Here is a 21,859-nt window from a genome sequence, read left to right as displayed (position 1 = left end):
ATCCCCCGTCCCAACCGTGGGCCAGCTCACGCTGCGGGAAGAACGAGCGGGCGCGAGGGCGACAGGACGATTAGGGTAGGGGAGCCATGAACGTCCCTTTCGTCATTGAGACCACGCACCGCGGCGAGCGGGCGTATGACCTGTACAGCCGGCTCCTCAAGGACCGCATCATCATGCTGGGCACGCCCGTCAACGACGACGTGGCCAACATCATCGTCGCCCAGCTGCTCTTCCTCGAGTCCGAGGACCCCGACAAGGGCATCAACCTCTACATCAACTCGCCCGGTGGCTCCGTCACGGCCGGCCTCGCCATCTATGACACCATGCAGTACGTGAAGTGTCCGGTGTCCACCATCTGCGTGGGACAGGCCGCCTCCATGGGCGCCCTCCTGCTGCTGGCCGGTGCCAAGGGCAAGCGCTACGCCCTGCCCAACAGCCGCATCATGATTCACCAGCCGCTCGGCGGCGCTCAGGGCCAGGCCACGGACATCGACATCCAGGCCAAGGAAATCCTCCGCCTGCGCAGCTACATCAACGGCCTCATCGTCAAGCACACGGGCCACACCGTCGAGCGCATCGAGAAGGACACCGAGCGCGACTACTTCATGAGCGCCGAGGATGCCCGGCAGTACGGCCTCATCGACGAAGTCGTGGAGAAGCAGCGCATCATCTCTCCGTCCCCGTCCGCGAAGTAACGGCGCGTCGTCGCACCGCCCCCCGCTCTCATGGCGGAGCGGGGGCCGGGTGGGTGCCCTGGCTTCCGCCCGTTGATTCCGCCCCCCGCCGCGCGCAGGCCCTCCGCTGGTGCACCGAGCAGGCGCGAAACCCGCACGCCGCCGTGCCCGCTCCCTTGGCTGCGAGTGTCCTGGCCGATGCCCAAACTTGGACACATGTCCTGGCCCTGCTCGCGCACCCTCCGTCGACTCCTGCTGCCCGCCGCCATCCTGCTTGGAGTGGGCTGCGTGGGGCCCACCGGTCGCCCGCCCGTTCCCCCCTCCTCGGCCTCCGTGCAGGCGGAGCTGGGCGAGCGCGACGTCATCCAGGCCGGTGAGGAATACGCCCGCAACAACAGCTTCGTCCTGGCCCAGGCCGGCGAGGCCGTGGAGATCCGCCCCAACCTCTGGCGCATCCGCTTCGGCTTGAAGGACAAGCCCGGCCGGGGCGTGGAGCTGGAGTTCGACGAGATTGCCCGCCGGGTGACGCGCGCCCAGGAGATTGAAATCCTCCCGGGCTCCACCACCACCCCCGACAACGTCCCCGGACGGGGAGAGGACGTGCCCTCCGGCGGTCAGGGGCGAGGACCCGTCCCCTGACGCGGCCGGAGCCGGCCGCTACGGCAGCGCGGTGATGCGATTCAACGCCGGGGCGGGCAAGGGGCTCGCCGCGCTGCTGTGCGCCTTCAGGTAGGCCTCCATCGCGTCGCTGTCCACGGCGCCACCCAGCCGGTTCGTCCCCTCGGGGAGCACCTCGACGCCATCACCCCCACTCGCGAGGTAGTTGTTCGCGGTGACGCGGTACTCCGCCGTCAGGCTCACTGGCACGCCGTTGATCCGGATGGACGCCGGGTCGACGCGGTTTCCGATGGGCGCCGACGCGCTGAACGCATAGGTGAAGCCCGCCGACGGAAGCAGCATGATGGTGGCTCCCGACGGCTGCCACTGCCCCTCCAGCAGTTGCTCGATTTGCGCGCCCGTCAGCGTCACGGTGACCAGGCTGTTGCCGAACGGCTGCGTGGTGAAGGCCTCGCCGTAGGTGACCTCTCCCTGGCCGATGTCCGCGCGCAGGCCGCCCGAGTTCATGAAGGCCACCTGCGCCCCACCCAGGTTCGCGGGCTTCGTCGCCTCCAACTGTGAGTCCGCGACGACGAAGCCCAGGGTGGACTGGCCCGCGGAGTCCGTCTGTGACCTGAGCGTCTGCGCCACCCAGCCGATGACCCGGTTGGCCCGCTGCTCGACGAGCCCCTGGTACTTCGTCACCAGCTCCTTCACCGCGCCGACCTCCTGCACGTCGCGAGTGACGATGACGTTGTTCGCTCGCGCCCCCACGACGTCGCCCGTCGCCTTGCTCAACGTCAGGTCGATGTCCGTGACGAGCCGCCCCATCGACGAGGCGCTCGTGACGACCTTGCCATCGATGACGCAGTTGTAGGCCTGATGCGTGTGGCCGCTGACGATGACATCCACCGCGTCGTTGAGGCCCTTGGCGATGCCCACGATGGCACCTGAGATGAGGCCGTCCGCACCCGCGCCCTTGCATTCGTTCACCAGCGAGCCCGGGGCCGGATTGCCGCCCTGGTGCACCACCACGATGATGGCTTCGATGCCCTGCTGCCGCAGCTCCGGCACCAGCGCGTTCACCGTCTGCACTTCGTCCTTGAAGGTGAGCCCCGCCACGCCCGTGGGTATGACGGCTTCCGGCGTGTTCTCCAACGTCATGCCGATGAAGGCCACCTTCACGCCCTCGAACTCGCGCACGTCGTAGCGGGGGAACAGCGTGCGGTCCACGCCCGTGGCCACGTTGGCCGCCAGGTACTTGAACTTCGCGCCCGGGAAGCCATCCCCGTCCAGGCAGCCATCCACCGGGTGGCAGCCGCCCGACTGCATGCGCAACAGCTCCGTGCTGCCCTCGTCGAACTCGTGGTTGCCCACCGCGACCAGGTCCAGGCCAATCAGGTTCATCGCCTCGATGGTGGGCTCGTCGTGGAAGAGCGCCGACACCAGCGGCGAGGCGCCGATGAGGTCTCCCGCCGCCACCACCACCGTGTTCGGATTGGTGGCCCGCAGGGCCGCGATGTGCCGGGCGAAGTACGTCACGCCGCCCGCGTTCACCCGCACCGGCCCACCGTCGGGGGCCACGCCCGCCAGAATCTGGCTCGCGGGCTCCTCGAGCTGCCCGTGGAAGTCATTGAACGCGAGCACCTGCACGCTCACCGTGGTGGGACCCGAGTCGGGAGTCCCCGCGTCGGGTCTCCCCGCGTCGGGCGCCCCCGCGTCGGGTGTCCCCGAGTCGGGTGTCCCCGCGTCGGGTGTCCCCGCGTCCGGAGGCGGCTGCAGGACGGGGTGCTGCTCGCAGCGCTTGTCGTCGCAGACCCACTCCTTTCCCTCGGCCGGTGTGCCGTTGTCTTCACGGCAGTCGGCGGCGTCCTGGCACTCGTCACCTCCGCAGCCGCCATGGGCGAAGAGGAACATGCCGGTGACAAACGCTCCGGCGAGCAGGAAGACGCTGGGGCGCGCTCCCGGAAGTGACGAGCGCGGTGTGGCTTGAGGCATCGACGGAACTCCAACGAACGGGGAGGGGGAGCCTACTCAGGTTCGTGGAGGATGGCGCGCCCTTCATGGCGGCACGGTGAAGCTCGCGCCTCGACTTCGTCTCGACACGGGGTTGCGACTCATCGCCCTGCTTCAAGGAGCGGGTGGCGGCGCCTCGCCGCCGCACAGCAGCAACTCCGCGGGCCCCCCGGTGCGGCCCACGAGGACGGCGACCTGTCCGTGGGCGCGGCCGAAGCGCTCCGCCTCCGCGCGGGGCAGGCCCGGCACGAAGAGGCTCTGCTCGGACCAGCTCCCGTCCTCCGCCTCACCGATGGCGGGCGCCACCACCCAGCCGCCCGCGATGAGCTGGGAGGTCAGCCGCTCCTGCGCGCGCTGGTTCTCGTCCTTGCCCCGAGGGCGCGAACCCGGATTCCAGGCTGTCAGGAAGGCCCACTCCCGATGCCCCCGTGCCGCCAGGGCGGCGTCGAGGGCGGGGTGCAGCCTTCCAACTCGCAGCACCTGCTCCACGCCTTCCGTGGAACCATGGGGGCGAATGACATACCGCGTCGCCCGGTAGGCTCCCAGCAACCGCTCCTGGTCGAGCTGTCTCATCGCCTCATTCTCGCGTTGCCGACACCCCGCTGTCAGCCCCGGGGGCGACAGGTTCTGGCAAAAAGGTGTCTGGATATTCCCGGTGAATGTTCAGAACCCCTCAACGTCGGGAGCCCTCGCAACGTTCCAATGAGGGGGCGTTTGGACGTGGGGCGGATCCAGATGATGCGTCGTGCCGTGGTCGTCGCCGCGCTGTGCGGGGGCTTGGGGGGGACCGGCTGTGTTTCGGTGAGTCATGTCCAGACAGCCGACACGCTGGGCGCGGGCAAGTTCCAGTTCGCCATCGAGCCGGGCGTCGGGGGCGCCGCCGTCATTGGTGAGAGCGGGGCGGCTGGCATCTACTATCCACACATCGACCTCGCGGCGCGCTTCGGCGTGACGGAGCGCGTGGACCTGGGCGTGCGCTTCGGCTCGTCGTTGGCCGAACTCCAGTCGAAGTTCCTGCTCACCACCCCCGATGACCCGAACCTGGCCATCTCCCTGGCGCCCTCGGTGATGGGCGTCTTCCTGGGGAACGTCGACGACGCCATTGGCAGCTACGTCAACGTGGCGGTGCCCCTGCTGGTGGGCTTCAAGACGGCGGGTGGCTCGGAGCTGGTGCTGGGGCCTCGCGTGTCCGCGACGCGAATCGCCGCGGGCAGCTCCACCGAAAACGCGGCGGTAAATCTCCTGAGCGTGGGCGCCTCGGTGGGCTACGCGCTGCGCGTCACCGAGGGTTTCCGGCTGATGCCCGAGGTGGGCATCTCCGTCCCCATCGTCGGTGAGTTCAACACCACGGATTCCAGCTCGGAGCTGGGCGCGGGCTTCGAGGGAGGCTTCGTCCAGTTCAAGCTGGGCTTCCTCTTCGGCCGCGGTCGTTCCATCCGGCGCGACGTGCGGGACTACAACACCGCCGACTCGAGCGACGTCGACATCTGACGTGGCTTCCCTTCGGGCCCGGGCAACGGCTGTCCTGGGCTCGGTGGGTGGATGATGGTCCTTGTCTCTGGGTGTGGGGCGCGCGCCCGTCCTTCTTCCGCTAACCTGCCCGGCTCCGGGCGTGCAGGGTCCGGTCAGAAAGAGGCTCGAGATGGACTCGGTGGATGCGCGGCTGGAGCGACTGGAGCGCCGCTGTCGGCGGTTGCAGGGACTCACCTTCTCGGCGCTCGCGCTGGCGGGAGTGGGGCTGGGCACCGCGGCGTTGAAGCCCGCGCCGACGCTGGGGGGAGAGCTGGTGGCCTCGCGCCTGGTGCTCAACGATGCCCAGGGCCAGCGCCGGGCCTCGCTGGGGCTGGATGACTCGGGCGCCGCGGGGCTGGTGCTCCATGACGGCGCGGGACGTCCGCGCGCCTTGCTGGGCGTGGCGGTGGATGGCTCGCCCCGGCTGCGCTTCTCCACGGCCGGGGGCGAGTCCCTGGCCGAACTCACCGTGTACTCGGATGAAGCGCCGCGCCTGACGCTGTCCAAGCCCGGTGGCGTGGACCTGTTCGCGGTGGGGCTCCAGGTGGACGGCTCCTCGCGGCTGGAGCTGGCGGACGCGGACGGGCGGCCTCGCGCGATTCTGGGCGCGGATGAGCACGGCTCGCCGGGGCTGATGCTGGTGGACCGCCGGGGTCAGCCTCGCGTGGAGCTGAAGGTGAGCCCCGCCGACGGCGCCAGCCTGCGCGTGGAGGGCCGCGACGGCGAGGTCTTCCAGGCGCCCGCCGTCCTGCAGTGACGCCACGTCACTGCTGGGGCGGAACGATTCTGTAGCCGCGTTGCAGGAGCGGGGCGAGGCGGTCGGAGATGTCCCAGGACTCCACCACCTTGCCGTCGCGCATCCGGTAGAGCGAGTGGCCGTTCAGCGCGAGGGGACGGGGCTTGCCCGTGTCGTCCGGGTGCTTCACGTCCGTGCCCTCGGCCTTCCAGTGCACCAGCACCATGTCTCCGTCCGCCACCACGTGGAGGACGTCGAAGCGCAGGTCCGGGAAGGCCTGGAACGTTGCCTCGGCCTGCTGGCGCACGGCGGCCGGGCCCACCACGTCCGTGGGCGCTCCCGTGGAGTGGTCCACGTAGTCCTCGGAGAACAGCTCCGCGACGCGGTCCAGCTTGCGCAGGTTGTAGAGCTCCTCGGTGAGCAGTCGCGCCTGCTGGCGGTTCTGCTCCTCCAGCGCGGCGGCGCGCTCCACCGGAGACACGGACGCACACGCGGACAGCATTCCGAGCACGCAGAGCCACATCGTCGTCGTGGGGCTTTTCATGGCCTGGGAAGCTGCGCAGCGCCGCCCAGGCCGTCAGCCCCCCGAGGTCCCCGAGTGTTCACCGCACATCAGGGCGACAGGTGCCCCAGGCCGATAGGCGAGGCGAGGCAGCTGTCCGGAATGCCGAAGGCATCCACCAGCGCCACCGCGTCCGGACGCAACTCCGTGCAGAGCTTCACGACCTCCTTGCGGATGGCCAGGGCCTTGTTGCCCTCCATGAGCCCGTTCTCCTGGAACCAGCCGCTCGACGACTCCAGGCACGACAGGCCATAGAGGTCGCACAGCCGTCCCAGGACGACCTTGAGCCCCTCGTCCTTCACCGCCGCCACGCCGTGGAGGAACTGCTCTAGCACCACCCGCTCGATGTGCGCGTGCGCCAGCGCGACCAGGTGTGCCTGGACCTGGTTGAAGGCGCTGAACGCCTCCACGCCCGCGGACATCCGCTTGCGCAGCCGCTTCGCCACCGAGGCCAGCAGGTCCTCCTCGCGGTAGCGCAGGAGCCGGAGCTGGAAGTCGCCGTCGCGCAGGTGCTCGCTGCCGGTGCGCCGCGTCGCGATGGGGTTTCGGTCCGCCACCGACGTCGCCCTGTCGGCGATGAGCTTGAGCACCGCGAAGACGCGGTCATCCTCGAAGCGCTGCCGGTAGTCCGTCAGCAGGCTCTTGGCGACCAGTTGCATCAGCACCGTGTTGTCGCCCTCGAACGTCGTGAAGATGTCCGTGTCCGCCTTCAATCCTGGCAGCCGGTTGGCTTCCAGATAACCCTGGCCTCCGCACGCCTCGCGCGCCTCCTGGAGCACCGCCGTCACGTTCCACGAGGCATACGCCTTGAGACCCGCCGCCAGGGCCTCCACCTCCATGGAGTCCTCCTCGGTGCGCTTCACGTAGCGCTCCACCAGGTACTCCAGCGCGAAGTCGAGCGCGTACGTCTTCGCCAGCGGCCTCAGCAGGCGCAACTGGTGCGTCTGGTGGTCCAACAGCCGGACTTCCGTTGCGCCCGGAGGACCGAACTGCCGGCGCAAGTCCGCGTAGCGCACGGCGATGGTCAGCCCGCTCTTGGCCCCGCTCAGCGACGCGCACGCCACGCTCACCCGCCCCGCGACGAGCGTGCCCAGCATGGTGAAGAAGCGACGCCCGTCGCTGGAGATGGAGCTGGTGTACTCGCCGTCGGCGCTCACCTGGCCGAAGCGGTCCAGCAGGTTCTCCCGAGGCACCCGCACGTGGTCGAACCAGATGCGGCCGTTGTCCACGCCGTTGAGCCCCATCTTCCGGCCGCAGTCCTCGATGCGCACTCCGGGCAGCAGCCTGCCGCGCTCATCGCGCAGGGGCACCAGGAGGGCGTGCACGCCCAGGCCCTTGCCGCCCACCTCCAGCTGCGCGAACACCGTGGCGATGCGGCCGTGGACCGCGGCGTTGCCAATCCACTCCTTGCGCGCGGAGTCCGACGGCGTGTGGACGAGGAAGTTCCCGGCCTCCGCGTCGTAGCGCGCCACCGTCTCCACGTCGCGCACGTTGGAGCCGTGGCCCAGCTCGCTCATGGCGAAACAGCCGGGCAATTCCAGCGTGGCGACCTTTGGCAGGTACTCGCGGTGGTGCCGCTCCGTGCCGAGGAAGAGGATGCTCGCGCCGAACAGGCCGAAGTGGACACCCGCCTTCACCACGAGGCTCATGTCGAAGAACGCCAGCGTCTCGAACGCGGCGATGAAGGCGCCCAGGTCCGCGCCCGCCTCGTCACCTTCCGGGAAGGCGATGCGGCCCAGTCCCTCGTCCGCCAGTTGCTTGAGCCAGTCGAAGACCTGCTCGCGCTGCTTCGCCGTGTCCTGCGTGGGCTGCTGGCGGAAGGCCGGGTCCTCCAGCCACGTGCGCACCTTCGAGCGGACCTCTGGGTACTTGCGGTCCAGCACCGCGCGCAGTGCCTCCGGGGCGAAGGACGTGGGCTCCGTGGGGCCGATGCGGCGTGGCTCGTGCGCGGCGGAGGGGACGAGGGCGCGCACGGCGTCCCGGCTGGAGACACCCAGCACCGCCTCCACGGAGGCCAGCGCGCGCACCAGTTCGGGGACGGACGGGGGCAGCTCCTTCGTGCCGGAGACCAGCTCGGCCAGCTTCGCGCCCAGCTCCGCGAGGCTGTCCTGGGGACTGAGGGCCAGTCGCGTGGCGGCGGCGCGGATGTGCTCGCGCACCAGCGCCAGCTCGTTGGAGGTGGGCGGCAGCAGCGGGTCCAACCAGCGCGCGAGCACGGAGGTGGAGCGCAGGTCCAGCCAGGGCTGGGCGCGGGCCGCGTTGCCGAGCATCCGTATCTCCGCGGGTGTCAGCTCTCCGTCCGTCCAGGCCACGTACAGCATGGGCACCAGCGGCGCGAGGCGCGGCAGCGACAGCAGCTCCTTCGCGGTTGGACGAATCTCTTCCACCATAAGTCGACACTCCAGCAGGCGAGGGAACGGGCGCAGTGTGGACAGCATGGCGCCGGGCGGCAATGGGAGAGAGCACTCGGCTGTCGGGCAGGCGGGCGGGCCCTGCATGCCGGGGCCGGAGAGTGTCCCTAGCTTGCCACGTCATGGACGAGCCCCAGGACCTCACGGAGACGGAGATTCTGCCCCAGCCGGGCGCCCACGGCTTTGACGGCGCCAGGGAGCGCGGCAGGCACGAGATGCATGGCCCCTTCGTGCTGCCCCCCGGGCCCCAGGGCTTCTCGTTCTCCCTGTACCAGTCCACCGGCGCCGCGTTGATGCCGGGGCACCGGCTGGAGCTGCTCGACAACGGCGCGGTGTTCGACCGGATGCTGGAGGACATCCACGCGGCGCGGGAGAGTGTCCACATCCTCGTCTACATCTGGCGGCCGTGTGACGTGTCGGACCGCATCATCGAGGCGCTGGTGGAGCGCTCCCGCGCGGGTGTCGCGTGCCGCGTGGTGGTGGACCCGGTGGGCAGTGAGGAGCTCAGCGGCGACAAGGACTTCGACCAGAAGGTGGAGAAGGTGCTCTGCGAGGCCGGGGTGGAGGTTCACTACTACCGGCTGCTCGCGGGCAAGGTGATGGGGCGCCTGTTGGGGCGCACGCACCAGAAGCTGGTCATCATCGACGGACGCATCGCGTACACGGGCGGCTTTGGCTTCTGGAAGGTCTGGGAGGGCAACGGTCAGTCGCCCGAGGAGTGGCGCGACACGAGCGTCCGTGTCGAGGGCCCCGCCGCGCGCGAGATGCAGCTCTCCTTCTCGCGCTACTGGCAGGAGTCGGGCGGCGGACTGCTGCCTCCGAGCACCTTCCCGGAGCCCGCGCTGGTGGGTGACTCGGAGGCGTGCTTCGTGGAGAGCTCGGGCAAGCTGGGCATCACGGATGCGGAGCGCATGGTGCGCATGGTCATCGCCGCCGCGCGCGAGCGACTCTGGATCGCCAACGCGTACTTCTCTCCGCCCAACGAGATTCTGGAGCAGTTGGAGGAGAAGTGCCGGCAGGGCGTGGAGCTTCGCATCCTGGGACCCGGACCCATCCATGACGTGAAGGTCATCCGTGCCTCGCAGCGCTCCACGTACGAGCGACTGCTGGACGCGGGCGCGCGCATCTACGAGTACCAGCCGTCGATGATGCACGCGAAGACGATGCTCGTGGATGACTGGCTCGCCGTGGTGGGCTCCACCAACATGGACTCGCTGTCGCTCAACAAGTTGGGCGAGGGCTCGCTCGTCATCAACGACGCGGAGTTCGTGCGCAAGATGGAGCGCTGCTGGGCGAAGGACCTGCGTGTCTCCAAGGAAATCTCGCTGGAGAACGGGGGCCGCACCAACCCGTGGCGACGGTTGGCTCGCAGGGCCACGCAGCTCGTGGGCCATGACCGCTGACGGTCAGCGCGGGTTCGTCACGCCGACCTGACGACAGGACTCGAGCACGGGACAGGTGGAGCACCGGGGCCGTGAGCCGGTGCACACGTGTTTGCCGAAGGGCACCAGCAGGCGATTGAGCTCCACCCAGTACCTGCGCGGGAGCTGCGTCTCCAGGGCCGCCATCGTCGCCTCGGGTGAGCCGGCCTTCACGTAGCCCCAGCGGTTCGTCACGCGGTGCACGTGGATGTCCACGCTGATGGCCTCGTGGCCGCAGGCGATGCCGAGCGCCAGGTGCGCGCACTTGGGGCCCACGCCCTTGAAGGACTGGAGCACCTGGGCGTCACAGGGCAGCTTTCCGCCGAACTCGTCCCGGGTGCGCACGGCGATGGCGTGGAGTTGGTGTGCCTTGGCCTCGTGGAAGGTGACGGGGCGGATGAGGGCGTCGAGGTCGTCGGGGCGCATGCTCGCGAGCGCTTCGGGGGTGGAGGCGCGCTGGAGCAATGCGAGCGCGGCGGGCAGGCTCACTTCATCGAGGGTGCGGATGGAGAGGATGCAGGCGACGAGCTGCTCGAAGAGGCTGTCGTGGCCGCGCGCCGCGAGCGCGAACATCGCCGCGTCCGCGAAGTCGCTCACCGCTTCGCGCACTCGCGCCAGCACGTCGTCGATGTCGAAGGGAACTTTGTCGGCGCGTGGCTCGGGTTCGGTGACCACGCCTGTGTTGTCCGGACGTGCTCGCACGGTTCGCGTGCTGGTCCGGGACGGTGCCTGACGGCTTGTCGCGCGGCGATTCCGGGGTGTCGTCGCCATCCCTCTCCTCCCTGGGTTTCGAGGGAAGATGAGGACCTTCACGGGAACGGGTCCGCGGGTGCCTCCTGCCCGGTGGCAGGGCAGGGGAGCGCGTCAGCCGGGCGGCTTCGTCAGGTCCAGCGCGTACCAGTGGTCGCAGCCGAAGTGCCCGGTTCTTCCCAGGGGCGCGCACAGTGGGGTGAAGCCCAGGCGCCGGTAGAGCTTCTGGGCCTGGGTCATCGAGGCGAGGGTCTCCAGGTAGCAGCGGTGGAAGAACGCCTCGCGCGCGAAGTCGAGGCAGCGGCGCACCATGCGCTCGCCCACTCCCAAGCCTCGGGCCTCGGGCAGGAAGTACATCTTGCGCAGCTCGCACACGCTGGGGTCGCCGCCTTCCAGTGGCGCGATGCCACCTCCTCCCAGGATGCGGCCCGCTCGCTCCACCACGAAGTAGGCGTGGCGGGGGTGCGCGTAGGCGGCGGACATGGTGTCGACCTCCGCGTCATGCAGCGCGAAGCCGGGGCCATCCGCGCCGAACTCCGGCATCACCGCGCGGATGATGGAGGCGATGTGCTTGTCGTCCTGGGGCTGAATGGGGCGCAGTCGCAGTTCGTCAGTACTCATGCGGGGCACACGGTTTCATGGATGCGGACCGAGGGCCAGAGAGACCCAGGGGGCTGACGGGTGCGTCGGGGTGCACGCACCTGTTGTGCACCCGGCTGCACAGGTGGCACACAGCCGGCGCACCCTGAAGTGGGGCCCCGGTTTCCTCCCCTGGGAGAACCCAGGCATTCTGGGTGGCATGTCCGTTGTAGAGGGGGAACCTCATGTACTGCCCTGACTGCCGACAGGAGCGCCTGGGTCAATTCAGCCAGTGCGCCTTGTGCGGTACGGCGATGACCTCGCGCCCCCGTTCCGAGCTGGAAGCGGAGCTTGCTCACGTCCACTTCCTCCTGTCCGAGCTGACTCGCTGGGATTCCTCCGAGGTTCCCTCCAACGTCCGGCGCTTCCTCTCCGAACGCTACGAGCGGCAGTCTCGAATCCTCCTATCCGTGCTCGCTGAGTCGCCCGCTCCTCTCGCGGGGACCGGGCAGCGTGCCGCTCGGGTGGAGGTCGTCGCGGACGCTGGCGAGGCGCGGACGGTCGTGATGGCGGGCACGGGCGAGGCGGCTGCGCGGGCAAGCGCGATGCTCCACACGGCTTCGGGCGAGGACGCGGTGCGGGCGGGCGTGACGAGCTCGGCGGCTTCGGGTGACGACGCGGCGCACGCAGGGGTGATGCGCCACACGGATGCGGACGTGGCGCATGCGGGTGTGAAGGGCTTCGCGACTTCGGGCGAGGACGCGGTGCGGGCGGGCGTGGTGCGCCACACGGATGCGGACGCGCTGCACTCAGGTGCGACGGGCTTCGCTGCATCGGGTGACGACGCGGCACGGCCGGGCGTGATGCGCCACACGGATGCGGATGTGGTGCAGGCGGGTGCGACAGGCTTCGCTGCATCGGGTGATGACGCGGCACGGCCCGGCGTGGTGCGCCACTCGGATGCGGATGTGGTGCAGTCAGGTGTGACAGGGCTCGCGGCTTCGGATGTGGCGCAGGCGAGTGCGGTGCGCCAGGCGGCCTCGGACGAGGCCGTGGCTCAGGTGGATGGGTTGCACCTCGCGGCCTCGGCGCTCTCGGATGAGGAACTGGCGCGTGCGGATGCGACGCCCCGCGCGACTTCGGATGCCGTGGAGTCCTCTGTCGCCTCTCCGCGGGACGCGGCTCGACTTCCTTCGGTGGTTTCGAGGGACGCCGCGGCGCGAGAGGCTGCCGCCGCCGCGAGTGCCGCGCGTGCGGCCTCGGGAGCCTCGGTGGTTTCGGGTGAGGAAGCGGCGCGGTTGCTGGCTGCTTCCGTGGAGGCGGCTCGTGCCTCGCGAGGTGATGCGACGTCGGCGCCTCGCAACCAGGCTTCGGCCGCGCAGCAGGCCCGTCCCGGTGCTCCGAATCGGGTGAAACCTCCGACGCAGCGAGAGCCTGGGGCGGAAGAGCTCCCTCTGCCCGAGAACCCCTCACAGCCTTCGTTCGAGGCGCCTCCGCCCCGGAATGCGACGGCGCGACTCGTCGAGGAAACCTCCACGTGGAATCGCGTGTGGAGGCCGTTCCTCTACGAGAGCATCATGTGGTTCGTCGGTGCCTTCCTCATCCTCTCGGGCACCCTCTATTTCGTCTTCGAGAGCTGGGCCGGAATGTCCTCCGTCACCCGCTCGCTCACCGTCTTCGGCATGACCGTGGGCTACTCCGCTGGCTTCTCCGTCTGGGGCGCGTACCTCGCCCGTCGCGAGGCGCTGCGCAACCCGGGGCGCATCCTCGGAATCATCGGCTCCGCGTCCGCGCCGATCGCCGGCATCGCGCTGGGGCCCATGGAGTTCGGAGACGCGCTGCTGCTCGGGGGCGTCAACACGGTGATGCTCATCCCGCTGCTGCTCGGCTGGGCCGTGGGCGCGGCCTTCCTCGTGCGCAAACCGGCGGATGCGTTCGATGCGCCTTCGCGTCCCTTCGTCCAGGTGGCCCTCGTCGCGAGCACGCTGATGATGGGACTGGCGCCGCTGGCCGCGAAGCTCGGCGGCACCGCGCTGTGGCTGAACATCCTCCCGTGCGTCCTCTTCTTCCTGCTGTCCGCGCGACCCGTGGCCAGACCGCGCGAAGGCGCCGAGCTCACCTTCGCCCTGGGCGCGCCCCTCTACCTGCTCCTCGTCTACGCCGTCCGCCTCCACGTGGCGCTCGTCGATGCCGGAACGCCGCCGGACGTGCGCGTCTATGCGCCCTTCCTCGCGTTCCTCCTCGCCGCCATGCAGCGCTTCCGCTCGCTGCCCGCCGAGCGCGCGGCGGATCCGCTCGCCCTGGGCGTGGCCTCGCTCCAGGTGATGTGTCTGGTGGCCGCCATCGGCGCGCCGCCGCCGACCTTGTTCGTCACCGCCGCCGTCACCACGTGGACCCTGGTGTCCCTGGCTCGCGGCGCCATCGGTCGCCTGCCGTGGGTGTACCCCGCCTATGCGGCGTCCTACTTCGCCTATGCCACCAGCGGGCAGCTCATCCCTGGCCCCGTGAAGCGCCTGATCGCCGCGCTCAAGGCCGCGCTCGGCTACCCCGACGCGGGCAAGCTGCCCTTGCAGTACGGCGCCCTGACGGCGATGCCGTTCATCCTCGCCGGCGTCGTGCTCGCGGTGTCGCGCCTGTGGCGCGGTGAGCGCACGGGCAATGCGCGGGACCTCGCCTTCGCGGAGGTGCTCTTCCGCTCCACCGCCGTGGCCAGCGTCGTCTTCACCGTCTACGGCCTGGCGGGGCCCGACACGCGCCCGGGCTTCTGGAGCGTGCTCGGGCTGTCCCTTCTGTGCCTGGTCACGGGTCTGCTGGTGGAGCGCTTCTACCTGACCGTCGTGGGCGCGCTGCTGTCGCTGTTGGTGCCGGTGCTGGCCGCCGACGTGCTCTCGGTTCCGGCCGCTGCCGTCGTGTCCGGGCTGCTGTCGCTCGCGCTCGCGGGGGTCTGCACGGTGTGCACCGCGCGGACGCGCTCGTTGCTGGCGCCCATCGCGGGGCTCATCGCCACCGCGGGCCTCTTCATGGGCCTCGGCAGCAACTTCGGCTTCGTGGCCATGACGGGCGCGGTGCTGTGCGCGGTGAGCACGCTCGTCGTCGCGTGGGCGCTCCGGAGTGAGTACGCCATGGCCTATGCCGCCCTCCTGGCGGCGGCCCTCGTGCCGAAGTTCGCCATCCAGGTCTCGTCCACCGCGATGGCGTTCTCGCTGGTCTTCGTGGCGCTGACGCTGGCGGTGCTGGCCGAGCGAGGACGGCTGCTGCGCCTGCTGGGCGGGGTCGCCGTCTTCTACGCGCTGTTCGGTTTCGTGGCGGGTGCCGTCGGCCAGGTGAGCGGACTGGGGCTGGTGGTGCTCCTGGCCGCGGCGGCCATCGCCGTGGTGTCGCGCATGTTCCCCCTCAGCCGGCCGCTGGCGGTGTTCATCGCCGCCTTCGCGCTGCTGCCCGACATCTCGAACTTCTATGCGCCCTGGAATGGAATGATGACGCCGGGGATGTCCCTGGGGTTGTTCCTCCTCTGGGGTCTGGGTGCCTCGCTCTGCGCGGCGCGATGGGGGCGCGGCGCGAGCACCACGGTCGCCGGACTGGTGGCGTGGGTCTTCCCGCTGGTCGCCGTGGTGGAAGCGAGAAGCTCACAGGGCGGCATGTTCCTGCTCGGCGCGGCCTTCGTGGCCCTGCTCACCGCGCGGGCGATGCCGGCCGGGCTCAGCGTCGCGGTGGCGGCGCTGTATGCGACGATGGGCCTGTACTCGGAAGGCCCCGTGGTGCTGCTGGGGTTGTCCGCCGTGCTGGGGCTCCTGGCCGTGGCGGAGGAAATCCCGGCGGTGTTGGCCGTCGGCGCGGGAGGAAAGCGATTCGCGTGGGTGGCCACCCTGGCATCGGCCCTGGTGCTGGCCATCGTGGTGGTGCGCTGGGACGATGCGCATCCCGCGTGGATGGTCTCTGGCGCGATGCTGCTTCCGCTGCTGTGGACGCGCGCCACCCGGCAGCCCGTCTTCGCCAGCCTCGCGGTGCCGTATGCCTTCGTCGGCTTCCTGGCGATGGGCGGCACTCCGCCCACCTGGGCGTATGCGCTGCCGCTGGTGTCGCTCGCCGTGGCACGGGCCGTCGCGAATGTGCCCGCGTTCAGCTCCCTGCTGCTCCGCTCGAACGAGGAGAAGGAGCGCGACGCGCTGTCCCTGTGGATGCAGTTGGCCCTCGCCTGCCTCACCCCGATGGTGATGATGGCGCCCTGGATGGGGCCAACGCCCGTGTACTTCCTCACGGCGTCGCTGGCGTTGATGCCCGGGCCGCGCCCGTTCATGCGGGTGTGCGGCGCTTCGCTCCTGCTGCTTGTCATTCCGGAGGCGAGGCCTGTCGTCACCAGCATGCTGCTCGCACTGGCCCTGGCTGAGCACCATGCGCCCTCCGCTGTCTGGGCCTTCTTCCGGAGCCCGCCGGATGTCTACCTGCGTCGGGCCTCCGTCATCACCGCGCTGGCCATCGCGGTGCTGCCGGTGCTGGATGACCCGTCGCCGCCGCGACTGGCGGGGCTCGCGGCCGTGGTGGCGGCGTCCGCGTTCCTGCTGTCGCGCCGGTGGCTGCTGGTGCCCGCCGTCTGGGTGCTCGCGCTGGCGACGGCGGGACGGACCGAGGCGTATGACTTCCTGGAGTGGAGGCCGGAGACGGGGCTCGCCGTCATCGCGGTGGCGCTGGGCGCGGGCCTGTTGTCCGCCCTCTGCCAGTCCGGAGCGGTGCAACGCGCGCTCAGCGCGGTGGCGTTGAAGCTGACTCCCGGTCTGGAAGGCACCTGGAGCGAGCCGCTATGGGTGGGGAGCGCCGGAGCGCTCGCGCTGCTGCTCCTGGGACGACTGGCGGATGCGGGGCCGGGAGCGCTGGCGCCGCACGTGGCGGCGGGCGCGGTCCTCACGTCCTTGGTGCTGATGGTCGCTCGTGAGCGGTGGATGGCGAACGTGGCCACCGTGCTGCTCGCGGCCTCGCTGGTCGCCGCGGTGCCGGTGTTGTGGCTCCCCGCCGTCATCAGTGGCGCGGGCCTGGTGCTGTGCGTGGGGGGCATGGTGCTCGACTCGCGCGGGGTGCGCGTGGGCGCGGCCCTGCACCACGGCGGCTGGGTGCTGGCCCCGCTGTCGCTGGCCTCGCTGAGAGACCTGGAGCACCTGGCGACGCCGCTGTGCTTCCTCTTCGGTCTGGCCTCCGCGTGGACGGTGGTGTGGCGTCGGCGCGAGCGCGAGGTGGTCGGCTGGCTGGCCTCACTCGCGGCGGCGCACGGCGCGCTGATGCACCTGGGCGCGGTGTACTCGTCCGGGCGGGGCTCGGAGTTCATCCTCCCGCACTTCGGCGCGGCCAGTGCCGTGCTCGCCACGTTGGCGCTGTTCCTGGCGGGCGCGAAGCTCCGGCGGGGCGTGGGCCTGGGCTTCACCGTCGTCGCGCTCACCGAGGTCCTCCTCGGGTTGTCGTTCCTGGGCGCGACGGGAGATGCCTTGCGTGAAGCGCTGGTGGCCTGCATCGCGCTGGCGGTGCTGTTCGTCGCGCTGGTGCGCCACGCCGCCGTGGAGAAGGACGAGCCGGCGGCGTTCCTCGCCCAGGCCGTGCTCGCGCTGGGCTACCTGTCCGTGCGCCTGCTGGGCATGGGGACGAGCCCGAGCACCGGGGACAGTCTCGCGGCCCTCGTCGGGGGCGCCCTCTTCACGGGCCTCTACTTCTTCGTGCAGCGCGAGGGCTCTAGCCTGGCCGTCTTCCGCAGGCCCGCGTTGTGGGGCGCGTACCTCTTCCCGCTGGCGGGGTTGTTGTCAGCGCCCTGGGGCGAGCCGCTCCAGGTGGCGGCCCTGCTCGTGGGACACGCCGCGCACTTCGCCGCGCTGGCGTCGCATCCGACGCGTCGAGGGGTCGCCTCGCTCGCGTCGGTGGTGGCCTTCAACGTGGCGCTCTACCTCGTATGGCAGGGCACCGGCCAGGGCGAGCCGCAGTTCTACGTCATCCCCGCGGGGCTCTCGCTGCTCGCGTTGCTGCGCGTGTTCCGAGGCGCCATCGACGAGGACACCTACGCGCGGCTGCGCGCGCTGGCCGTCACCGTCATCTACGTGGCGGGAGCGTGGAAGCCGCTGATGTTCAGCGACGGCAGCGCGATGCTCCTGTGCGTGTTCCTCTGCGTGGTGGGCGTGGGCTTCGGCATCGCCCTGCGCATCCGCTCCTACGTGTACCTGGGCACCGCGTTCCTGGTGACGTGCATCGCGGCGAACCTCGTGCGCTTCGGCATGAGGGACCACCGCGTGGCCGCCGCATCGCTGTTCCTCCTGGGCCTCTTCGTCATCGGCTCCATGGTGATGCTCAGCGCCCACCGTGCCGCACTCCTCCAGAGGTACGCACGGGTTCGCGCACTGCTGTCCACCTGGGAGGGCTGACACTTCGAGTTCTTGGCGGCACCCCCAAAAACGTGGGATTGAATGCGGCGCCAACTTTCGGAAGGTCCTTCGGTTGTCCCGTCTTCGCCTGCTCGCCACCGTTCCGCTGTGCGCTCTCATCGGCTGTGCCACCGTGCAGTCGCGCGAAGTGGGGACCGCCCTGGAGGTCCCGTCACACGCGGCGGTGGCACCCTCCGAGCAGGTCGTGACGGCACCCGCCGCCGAGGGTGTGGGGGCGGTGACACCGGGTGGGTCCGCGGCCGAGGCTTCCGCTCAGGCGCCCACGACGGTGAAGAGCGGTGAGTCGGCGACGCCGGAAGCCGCCGAGGGAGCGCCGCACACAGAGGTGGCGCCGCGAGTCGTGTCCACCGTCGTCCTCGAGGAGAAGGAGCGCCCCCTGGTGACGGGTGTCATCGCGGCCGCGCTGGAGGCCGTCGCCCTCGTCGTGCGCCCCGCCACCGACATGGAGGGCTTCTGGGATGCGTACCGCACGCCGATGCAACTGGCGCGGCTCATCGTGTCTCGCTCCATGCAGCTCGTCGGTGAGCGCAACCTCGCGAAGGTCAGCCGGGGCATGCCGAACGACTGCTCTGGCTTCGTGCGCCTGGCCTATCTCTCCGCCGGCATCGACCTGGTCGCGCATGGCTTCCTCGCGGGAGAGAACGCCGTGTCCGCCATCTTCCGTCGCGCCACGGACGGCAAGCGGCTGCACCACCGCGCGCCGCGTCCCGGAGACCTCGTGTTCTTCCGCGAGACGTATGACCGCAACCGTGACGGCCGTCGCAATGATGGGATGACCCATGTCGGCGTGGTGGAGGGTGTGGCAGAAGATGGCACCGTCACCTTCATCCACCGAGGCAGCAAGGGTGTGGCCCGCAGTCGGATGAACCTGTCGCACCCGGAGAAGCATCAGCTCGCGCAGGGTGGCCCCGTGGTGAATGACTTCCTCCGGCCCGCGACGAAGGGTGCGCGCGCGTACCTCACCGGCGAACTCTTCGTGGCCTTCGCGTCTCCCGATGGACTGTAGTTTTCCAGTCGTCAACTCACACCCCGCGTGGCTTTGAAGCTCCGTGCGGTTGATGCGTCATGACGGCATGAGAATCGTGCTGCTTATCGGTGGGTTGCTGCTCGCGTCGGGCTGTCACCTCCATGCGCGCCCGCCGAACCGCCCCTCGCTCCCGCGGCCTCCTCCGCCCTCGCGTCCGTCCTCCATGTCCTACAATGAGGCGGTGGACCGGGGCTTCGGTGAGTGTCGCTCGCGCCGCTATGACTGCCGCCTCAAGGAGGCGCACCGGACGGGCAACGACATCTGGAAGGTGAAGTTCTTCGCCGCCGCTCCCGGTGCGCGAGGCCACCTGCATCTGGAGTACGACGCCTTCTCCCGCAACCTGCTCAGGGTGGACGAGAAGGTGAAGGCCCGGCGCGATGACCGGGACGATGACGACGACTGGGATGACGACGACCACCGTCATGGCCATGGCAAGGGCAAGAAGAAGGGCCACGCGCGGCGCGACGACTGAGCACCACCGGTGGGGCCGGGGGTGACACGCCTCCCGGGTTTCAGCCGCCCTTCTTGTTCAACTTCTGGATGGCCCGGTTCGCCTCGTCCTGGCCGCAGTCGCCGCCCTTGGTGCTGCCCAGCTCGGCGAGTCGGATGAGGGCGGGGACAGCGTCCGTGTTGCCCAGCACGCCCAGCCGCTTCGCGGCGGCCCTGCGCACGCCGCACTCCTTCGCCTCCAGGGCCTTGGAGTAGGCCACCACCAGGTCTACCTCGGCAGCGAGCTCCGAGGAGTCCAGGTAGCGAAGCGCCCCCCACTGCTTCAGCGAGTATTCGTCCTCGACGAGGGACTCGAAGTGAGGGCGCACCCGTTCCTTCGGGAGGGTGGCCAGCAGTTTGCGCACGGGTTCGTCGATGTCGCCGCGGCCGAAGTCCTCCGCGAGCCCATCCAGCACGGAGTCCTCCACCTCCGCGCGCCCGTCCACGTCCAGCGTGGCGAGCAGCACCCGCTCCTTGTCGTGGTTGCGCAGCGCGTGGTGGGTCGCCGCGAGCGCGCGCCGCACCGAGGGCTGTTTCTGCTCCTCGTTCGACGTCGCGTTCAGCAGCGCCAGCGCTTCGTTACTCTTTCCAGCCTTCAGCAGCGACATGGCGCGCACGGCGGGGCTGTTCAGATGCACCACCAGGGCCACGCCGCCGCCCAGGAGCACCACCGCTCCGAGCACCGCCGCCGCCTGACGCGGCTTCGCGCGTGCGAGCACCACCGTCCTGCCGAGTCCCTCCTTCAGCTTCGGGGGGATTTTCAGGGCCGCGCCGAGTCGGGACAGGCCCGCGCCCAGCGTGCTCGTCGCCGTGCGCAGGGAGCTTCCGAGAGAGCGCACCCGCTGGGAGATGGGGGCCAGCGCCGCGCGCGTCCGTTGGACCGCGGGGGCCAGTCGCACCATGAGGGCGTTCTGCTTCTCGAAACGTCCGCCGAAGGGAGGCCCCTCGGCCGCCTGCTGGCAGCGGTAGAGCTGGAGCTGTTCCTCGCGGCCGGGGAGGGTGATGGAGCCGCACGGCTCGACGTCCGCTCCTGCGCGATTGCGCGCCAGGTTCACCGCCTCCGTGAAGGTCACCTGTCCCGCGGCGGCGACGTGCTCCACCGTCTCCACCACCTCCATGGGCTCGCCCAGCACGGTGTCGGCGGTCAGCAGCACCTCGCCGGCATGCAGACACACGCGCACGTGCAGCCGCTCCTCATTGGGCAGCGACTGGTTGTGGCGCCACAGCCGGTCCTGCATGGCCATGCCGCACAACACGCCGGCGGTGGGCGAGCGGAACACCACCAGCAGGGCATCGCCGCGCTTCTGCACGAGGCGTCCCTCGTGCTCTCGCACCAGGGGCATCAGCAGCCGGTCATGCGTCTCCAGCATCCGCGCGTTCTCTTCGTGCGTCTGCCGGCTGGTGCGCTCGGTGAAGCCCTGGATGTCGGTGAGCATCACCGTCAGGTTCTGAGGCTTCACCGTCGACGTGCTGCCAGACAGCGAGGGCCGCGTGCCGAAGGACGCCGTGCCCGTGCGCATCGCCATCGGCGCGGACGCCGCGCTGTCGGGGCCCGTCGAGGACTCCAGGCCGAACGCGGCGGTGCCTCGACTCGAGCGGCTCGGAAGCGGAGCTGATGCTTCTTCCGCGCCGAAGACGGACGTCCCGCTGGGGCCCGTGCTCGTGGCTTCTCCCGCGCCGAAGACGGACGTGCCGGAGGGCGTGGTGCTGGTGGTGGGAGCGCTGACGTAGGCGGGCGTGCCCAGGCCGGGCGTGAAGGCGGACAGCGACGAGTGCGCGGCGGCCAGCGCATCCGCCAGCTCGTGCGCGCTCTGGGGCCGCCTGGCGGGGTTCTTCTCCAGGAGGCGCATCACCAGCGACAGCAGGCCGATGTAACGCGACAGGGAAGGCGCTGCCCTGTCCAACGGGAGCGGGGCGTGGGAGGCGTGCTGGGCGAGGAAGTGGCGCGCCTGCGGCCCATCGAAGGGAAGCCGTCCGGACAACACGCGGTAGGTCAGCACGCCAAAGGTGTACAGGTCGCTGCGCGTGTCCACCTTCGCGCCCACTGCCTGCTCCGGCGACAGGTACTCCGGGGTGCCGAGCACCACGCCGACCTGACTGACGTTGCTCTGCGCGTCCGGCTCCACCAGTCGAGCGATGCCGAAGTCCAGGAGCCGGGCCTGCTCGCCGCGCACGCCGGGGGAGATGAAGACGTTCTCCGGCTTCAGGTCCCGGTGGATGATGCCCTTCTCGTGGATGGCGGACAGGCCCTCCGCGAGCTGGTGGAGCAGCGGCAGCGCGCGTCCCGGCGGCATGGCGCCCCGGGTGAGCACATCGTAGAGGCTCTCGCCTTCCACGAACTCCATCACCAGGCACGCGTGGTCGCCGGACTCACCGAAGTCGACGATGTGCACCACGGCGGGGTGCTCGACGGCGGAGAGGAGGCGGGCCTCGCGCTTGAAGCGCTCGGCCATGCCGGGCTGGGCGTTGAGGTCGTGGTGAAGGACCTTGATGGCCACCTTGCGGCCCAGGGAGACCTGTTCACCCAGGTACACTTCGCCCATTCCGCCCGAACCCAAGGGACGGAGTACTCGGAAGCGACCGTCGAGGACGAGGGAGTCGGGAGCCAGCACGCCGGGCGCATATTGTCCGACTTCAGTCCGGCGCGCATGACGAACAACACATGCGGC

15 protein-coding genes are annotated in these 21,859 nt (G+C 70.1%); 8 read left to right on the top strand and 7 right to left on the bottom strand.

The window, feature by feature from the left end:
• The first annotated feature begins 86 nt into the window (after window positions 1–86).
• Both clpP and HUA78_RS06745 read left to right on the top strand, forming a co-directional pair.
• On the top strand, window positions 87–695 hold the full coding sequence (gene clpP / locus HUA78_RS06750; RefSeq protein WP_141642951.1) for an ATP-dependent Clp endopeptidase proteolytic subunit ClpP: 609 nt from the start codon (window positions 87–89) through the stop codon (window positions 693–695).
• A 195-nt stretch (window positions 696–890) separates the two neighbouring features.
• Window positions 891–1,313, top strand: a complete 423-nt coding sequence (locus HUA78_RS06745) for a hypothetical protein (protein WP_174465135.1) — start codon at window positions 891–893, stop codon at window positions 1,311–1,313.
• 18 nt (window positions 1,314–1,331) lie between these two features.
• Here HUA78_RS06745 and HUA78_RS06740 read toward each other — a convergent pair whose 3' ends face one another.
• Window positions 1,332–3,269, bottom strand: a complete 1,938-nt coding sequence (locus tag HUA78_RS06740) for a bifunctional UDP-sugar hydrolase/5'-nucleotidase (RefSeq protein ID WP_174475905.1) — start codon at window positions 3,267–3,269, stop codon at window positions 1,332–1,334.
• Window positions 3,270–3,401: 132 nt separating this feature from the next.
• The gene (locus HUA78_RS06735) at window positions 3,402–3,860 is read right to left on the bottom strand and encodes a DUF3293 domain-containing protein (RefSeq protein WP_141642953.1); all 459 of its coding nucleotides are present in this window, start codon (window positions 3,858–3,860) and stop codon (window positions 3,402–3,404) included.
• Window positions 3,861–4,022: 162 nt separating this feature from the next.
• On the opposite strand from HUA78_RS06735, the gene HUA78_RS06730 reads away from it, so the two are divergent.
• Window positions 4,023–4,778, top strand: coding sequence for a hypothetical protein (locus HUA78_RS06730; protein ID WP_174457889.1), 756 nt, complete (start codon window positions 4,023–4,025; stop codon window positions 4,776–4,778).
• 151 nt (window positions 4,779–4,929) lie between these two features.
• Window positions 4,930–5,556 (top strand): hypothetical protein, encoded by a 627-nt coding sequence (locus HUA78_RS06725; RefSeq protein ID WP_174457890.1) that lies wholly within the window; start codon window positions 4,930–4,932, stop codon window positions 5,554–5,556.
• 7 nt (window positions 5,557–5,563) lie between these two features.
• Here HUA78_RS06725 and HUA78_RS06720 read toward each other — a convergent pair whose 3' ends face one another.
• Window positions 5,564–6,079, bottom strand: coding sequence for an ester cyclase (locus HUA78_RS06720; protein WP_174457891.1), 516 nt, complete (start codon window positions 6,077–6,079; stop codon window positions 5,564–5,566).
• A 68-nt stretch (window positions 6,080–6,147) separates the two neighbouring features.
• Complete coding sequence (locus HUA78_RS06715) at window positions 6,148–8,487, bottom strand: acyl-CoA dehydrogenase (RefSeq protein WP_141642957.1); 2,340 nt, start codon at window positions 8,485–8,487, stop codon at window positions 6,148–6,150.
• Between the two features lie 143 nt (window positions 8,488–8,630).
• Between HUA78_RS06715 and HUA78_RS06710 the strand changes: the two genes are divergently transcribed.
• The gene (locus HUA78_RS06710; protein ID WP_174475904.1) at window positions 8,631–9,911 is read left to right on the top strand and encodes a phosphatidylserine/phosphatidylglycerophosphate/cardiolipin synthase family protein; all 1,281 of its coding nucleotides are present in this window, start codon (window positions 8,631–8,633) and stop codon (window positions 9,909–9,911) included.
• A 3-nt stretch (window positions 9,912–9,914) separates the two neighbouring features.
• Here HUA78_RS06710 and nth read toward each other — a convergent pair whose 3' ends face one another.
• Entirely contained in the window at window positions 9,915–10,604 is a 690-nt protein-coding gene (gene nth / locus HUA78_RS06705; RefSeq protein ID WP_371745516.1) for an endonuclease III, read from the bottom strand.
• A 189-nt stretch (window positions 10,605–10,793) separates the two neighbouring features.
• A complete protein-coding gene (locus HUA78_RS06700) occupies window positions 10,794–11,300 on the bottom strand; it encodes a GNAT family N-acetyltransferase (RefSeq protein WP_141642960.1) in 507 nt (168 codons plus the stop codon).
• 203 nt (window positions 11,301–11,503) lie between these two features.
• On the opposite strand from HUA78_RS06700, the gene HUA78_RS06695 reads away from it, so the two are divergent.
• The 3 genes from HUA78_RS06695 to HUA78_RS06685 all read left to right on the top strand — a co-directional run bounded on the left by HUA78_RS06695 (window position 11,504) and on the right by HUA78_RS06685 (window position 19,173).
• Window positions 11,504–17,653, top strand: a complete 6,150-nt coding sequence (locus HUA78_RS06695; RefSeq protein ID WP_217442383.1) for a hypothetical protein — start codon at window positions 11,504–11,506, stop codon at window positions 17,651–17,653.
• Between the two features lie 73 nt (window positions 17,654–17,726).
• Window positions 17,727–18,680, top strand: coding sequence for an NlpC/P60 family protein (locus HUA78_RS06690; protein WP_217442382.1), 954 nt, complete (start codon window positions 17,727–17,729; stop codon window positions 18,678–18,680).
• 184 nt (window positions 18,681–18,864) lie between these two features.
• Window positions 18,865–19,173 (top strand): hypothetical protein, encoded by a 309-nt coding sequence (locus HUA78_RS06685; protein ID WP_246137197.1) that lies wholly within the window; start codon window positions 18,865–18,867, stop codon window positions 19,171–19,173.
• A 40-nt stretch (window positions 19,174–19,213) separates the two neighbouring features.
• Here HUA78_RS06685 and HUA78_RS06680 read toward each other — a convergent pair whose 3' ends face one another.
• The gene (locus tag HUA78_RS06680; protein WP_174457895.1) at window positions 19,214–21,802 is read right to left on the bottom strand and encodes a protein kinase; all 2,589 of its coding nucleotides are present in this window, start codon (window positions 21,800–21,802) and stop codon (window positions 19,214–19,216) included.
• Between the last annotated feature and the right edge of the window lie 57 nt (window positions 21,803–21,859).

This window comes from Myxococcus sp. CA033, assembly GCF_013336625.1.
GTDB classification, from domain to species: Bacteria; Myxococcota; Myxococcia; order Myxococcales; family Myxococcaceae; genus Myxococcus; species Myxococcus llanfairpwllgwyngyllgogerychwyrndrobwllllantysiliogogogochensis.
The sequence above is the reverse complement of the archived record's forward strand: the minus strand, read 5'-3'. Positions and strand labels throughout refer to the sequence as shown.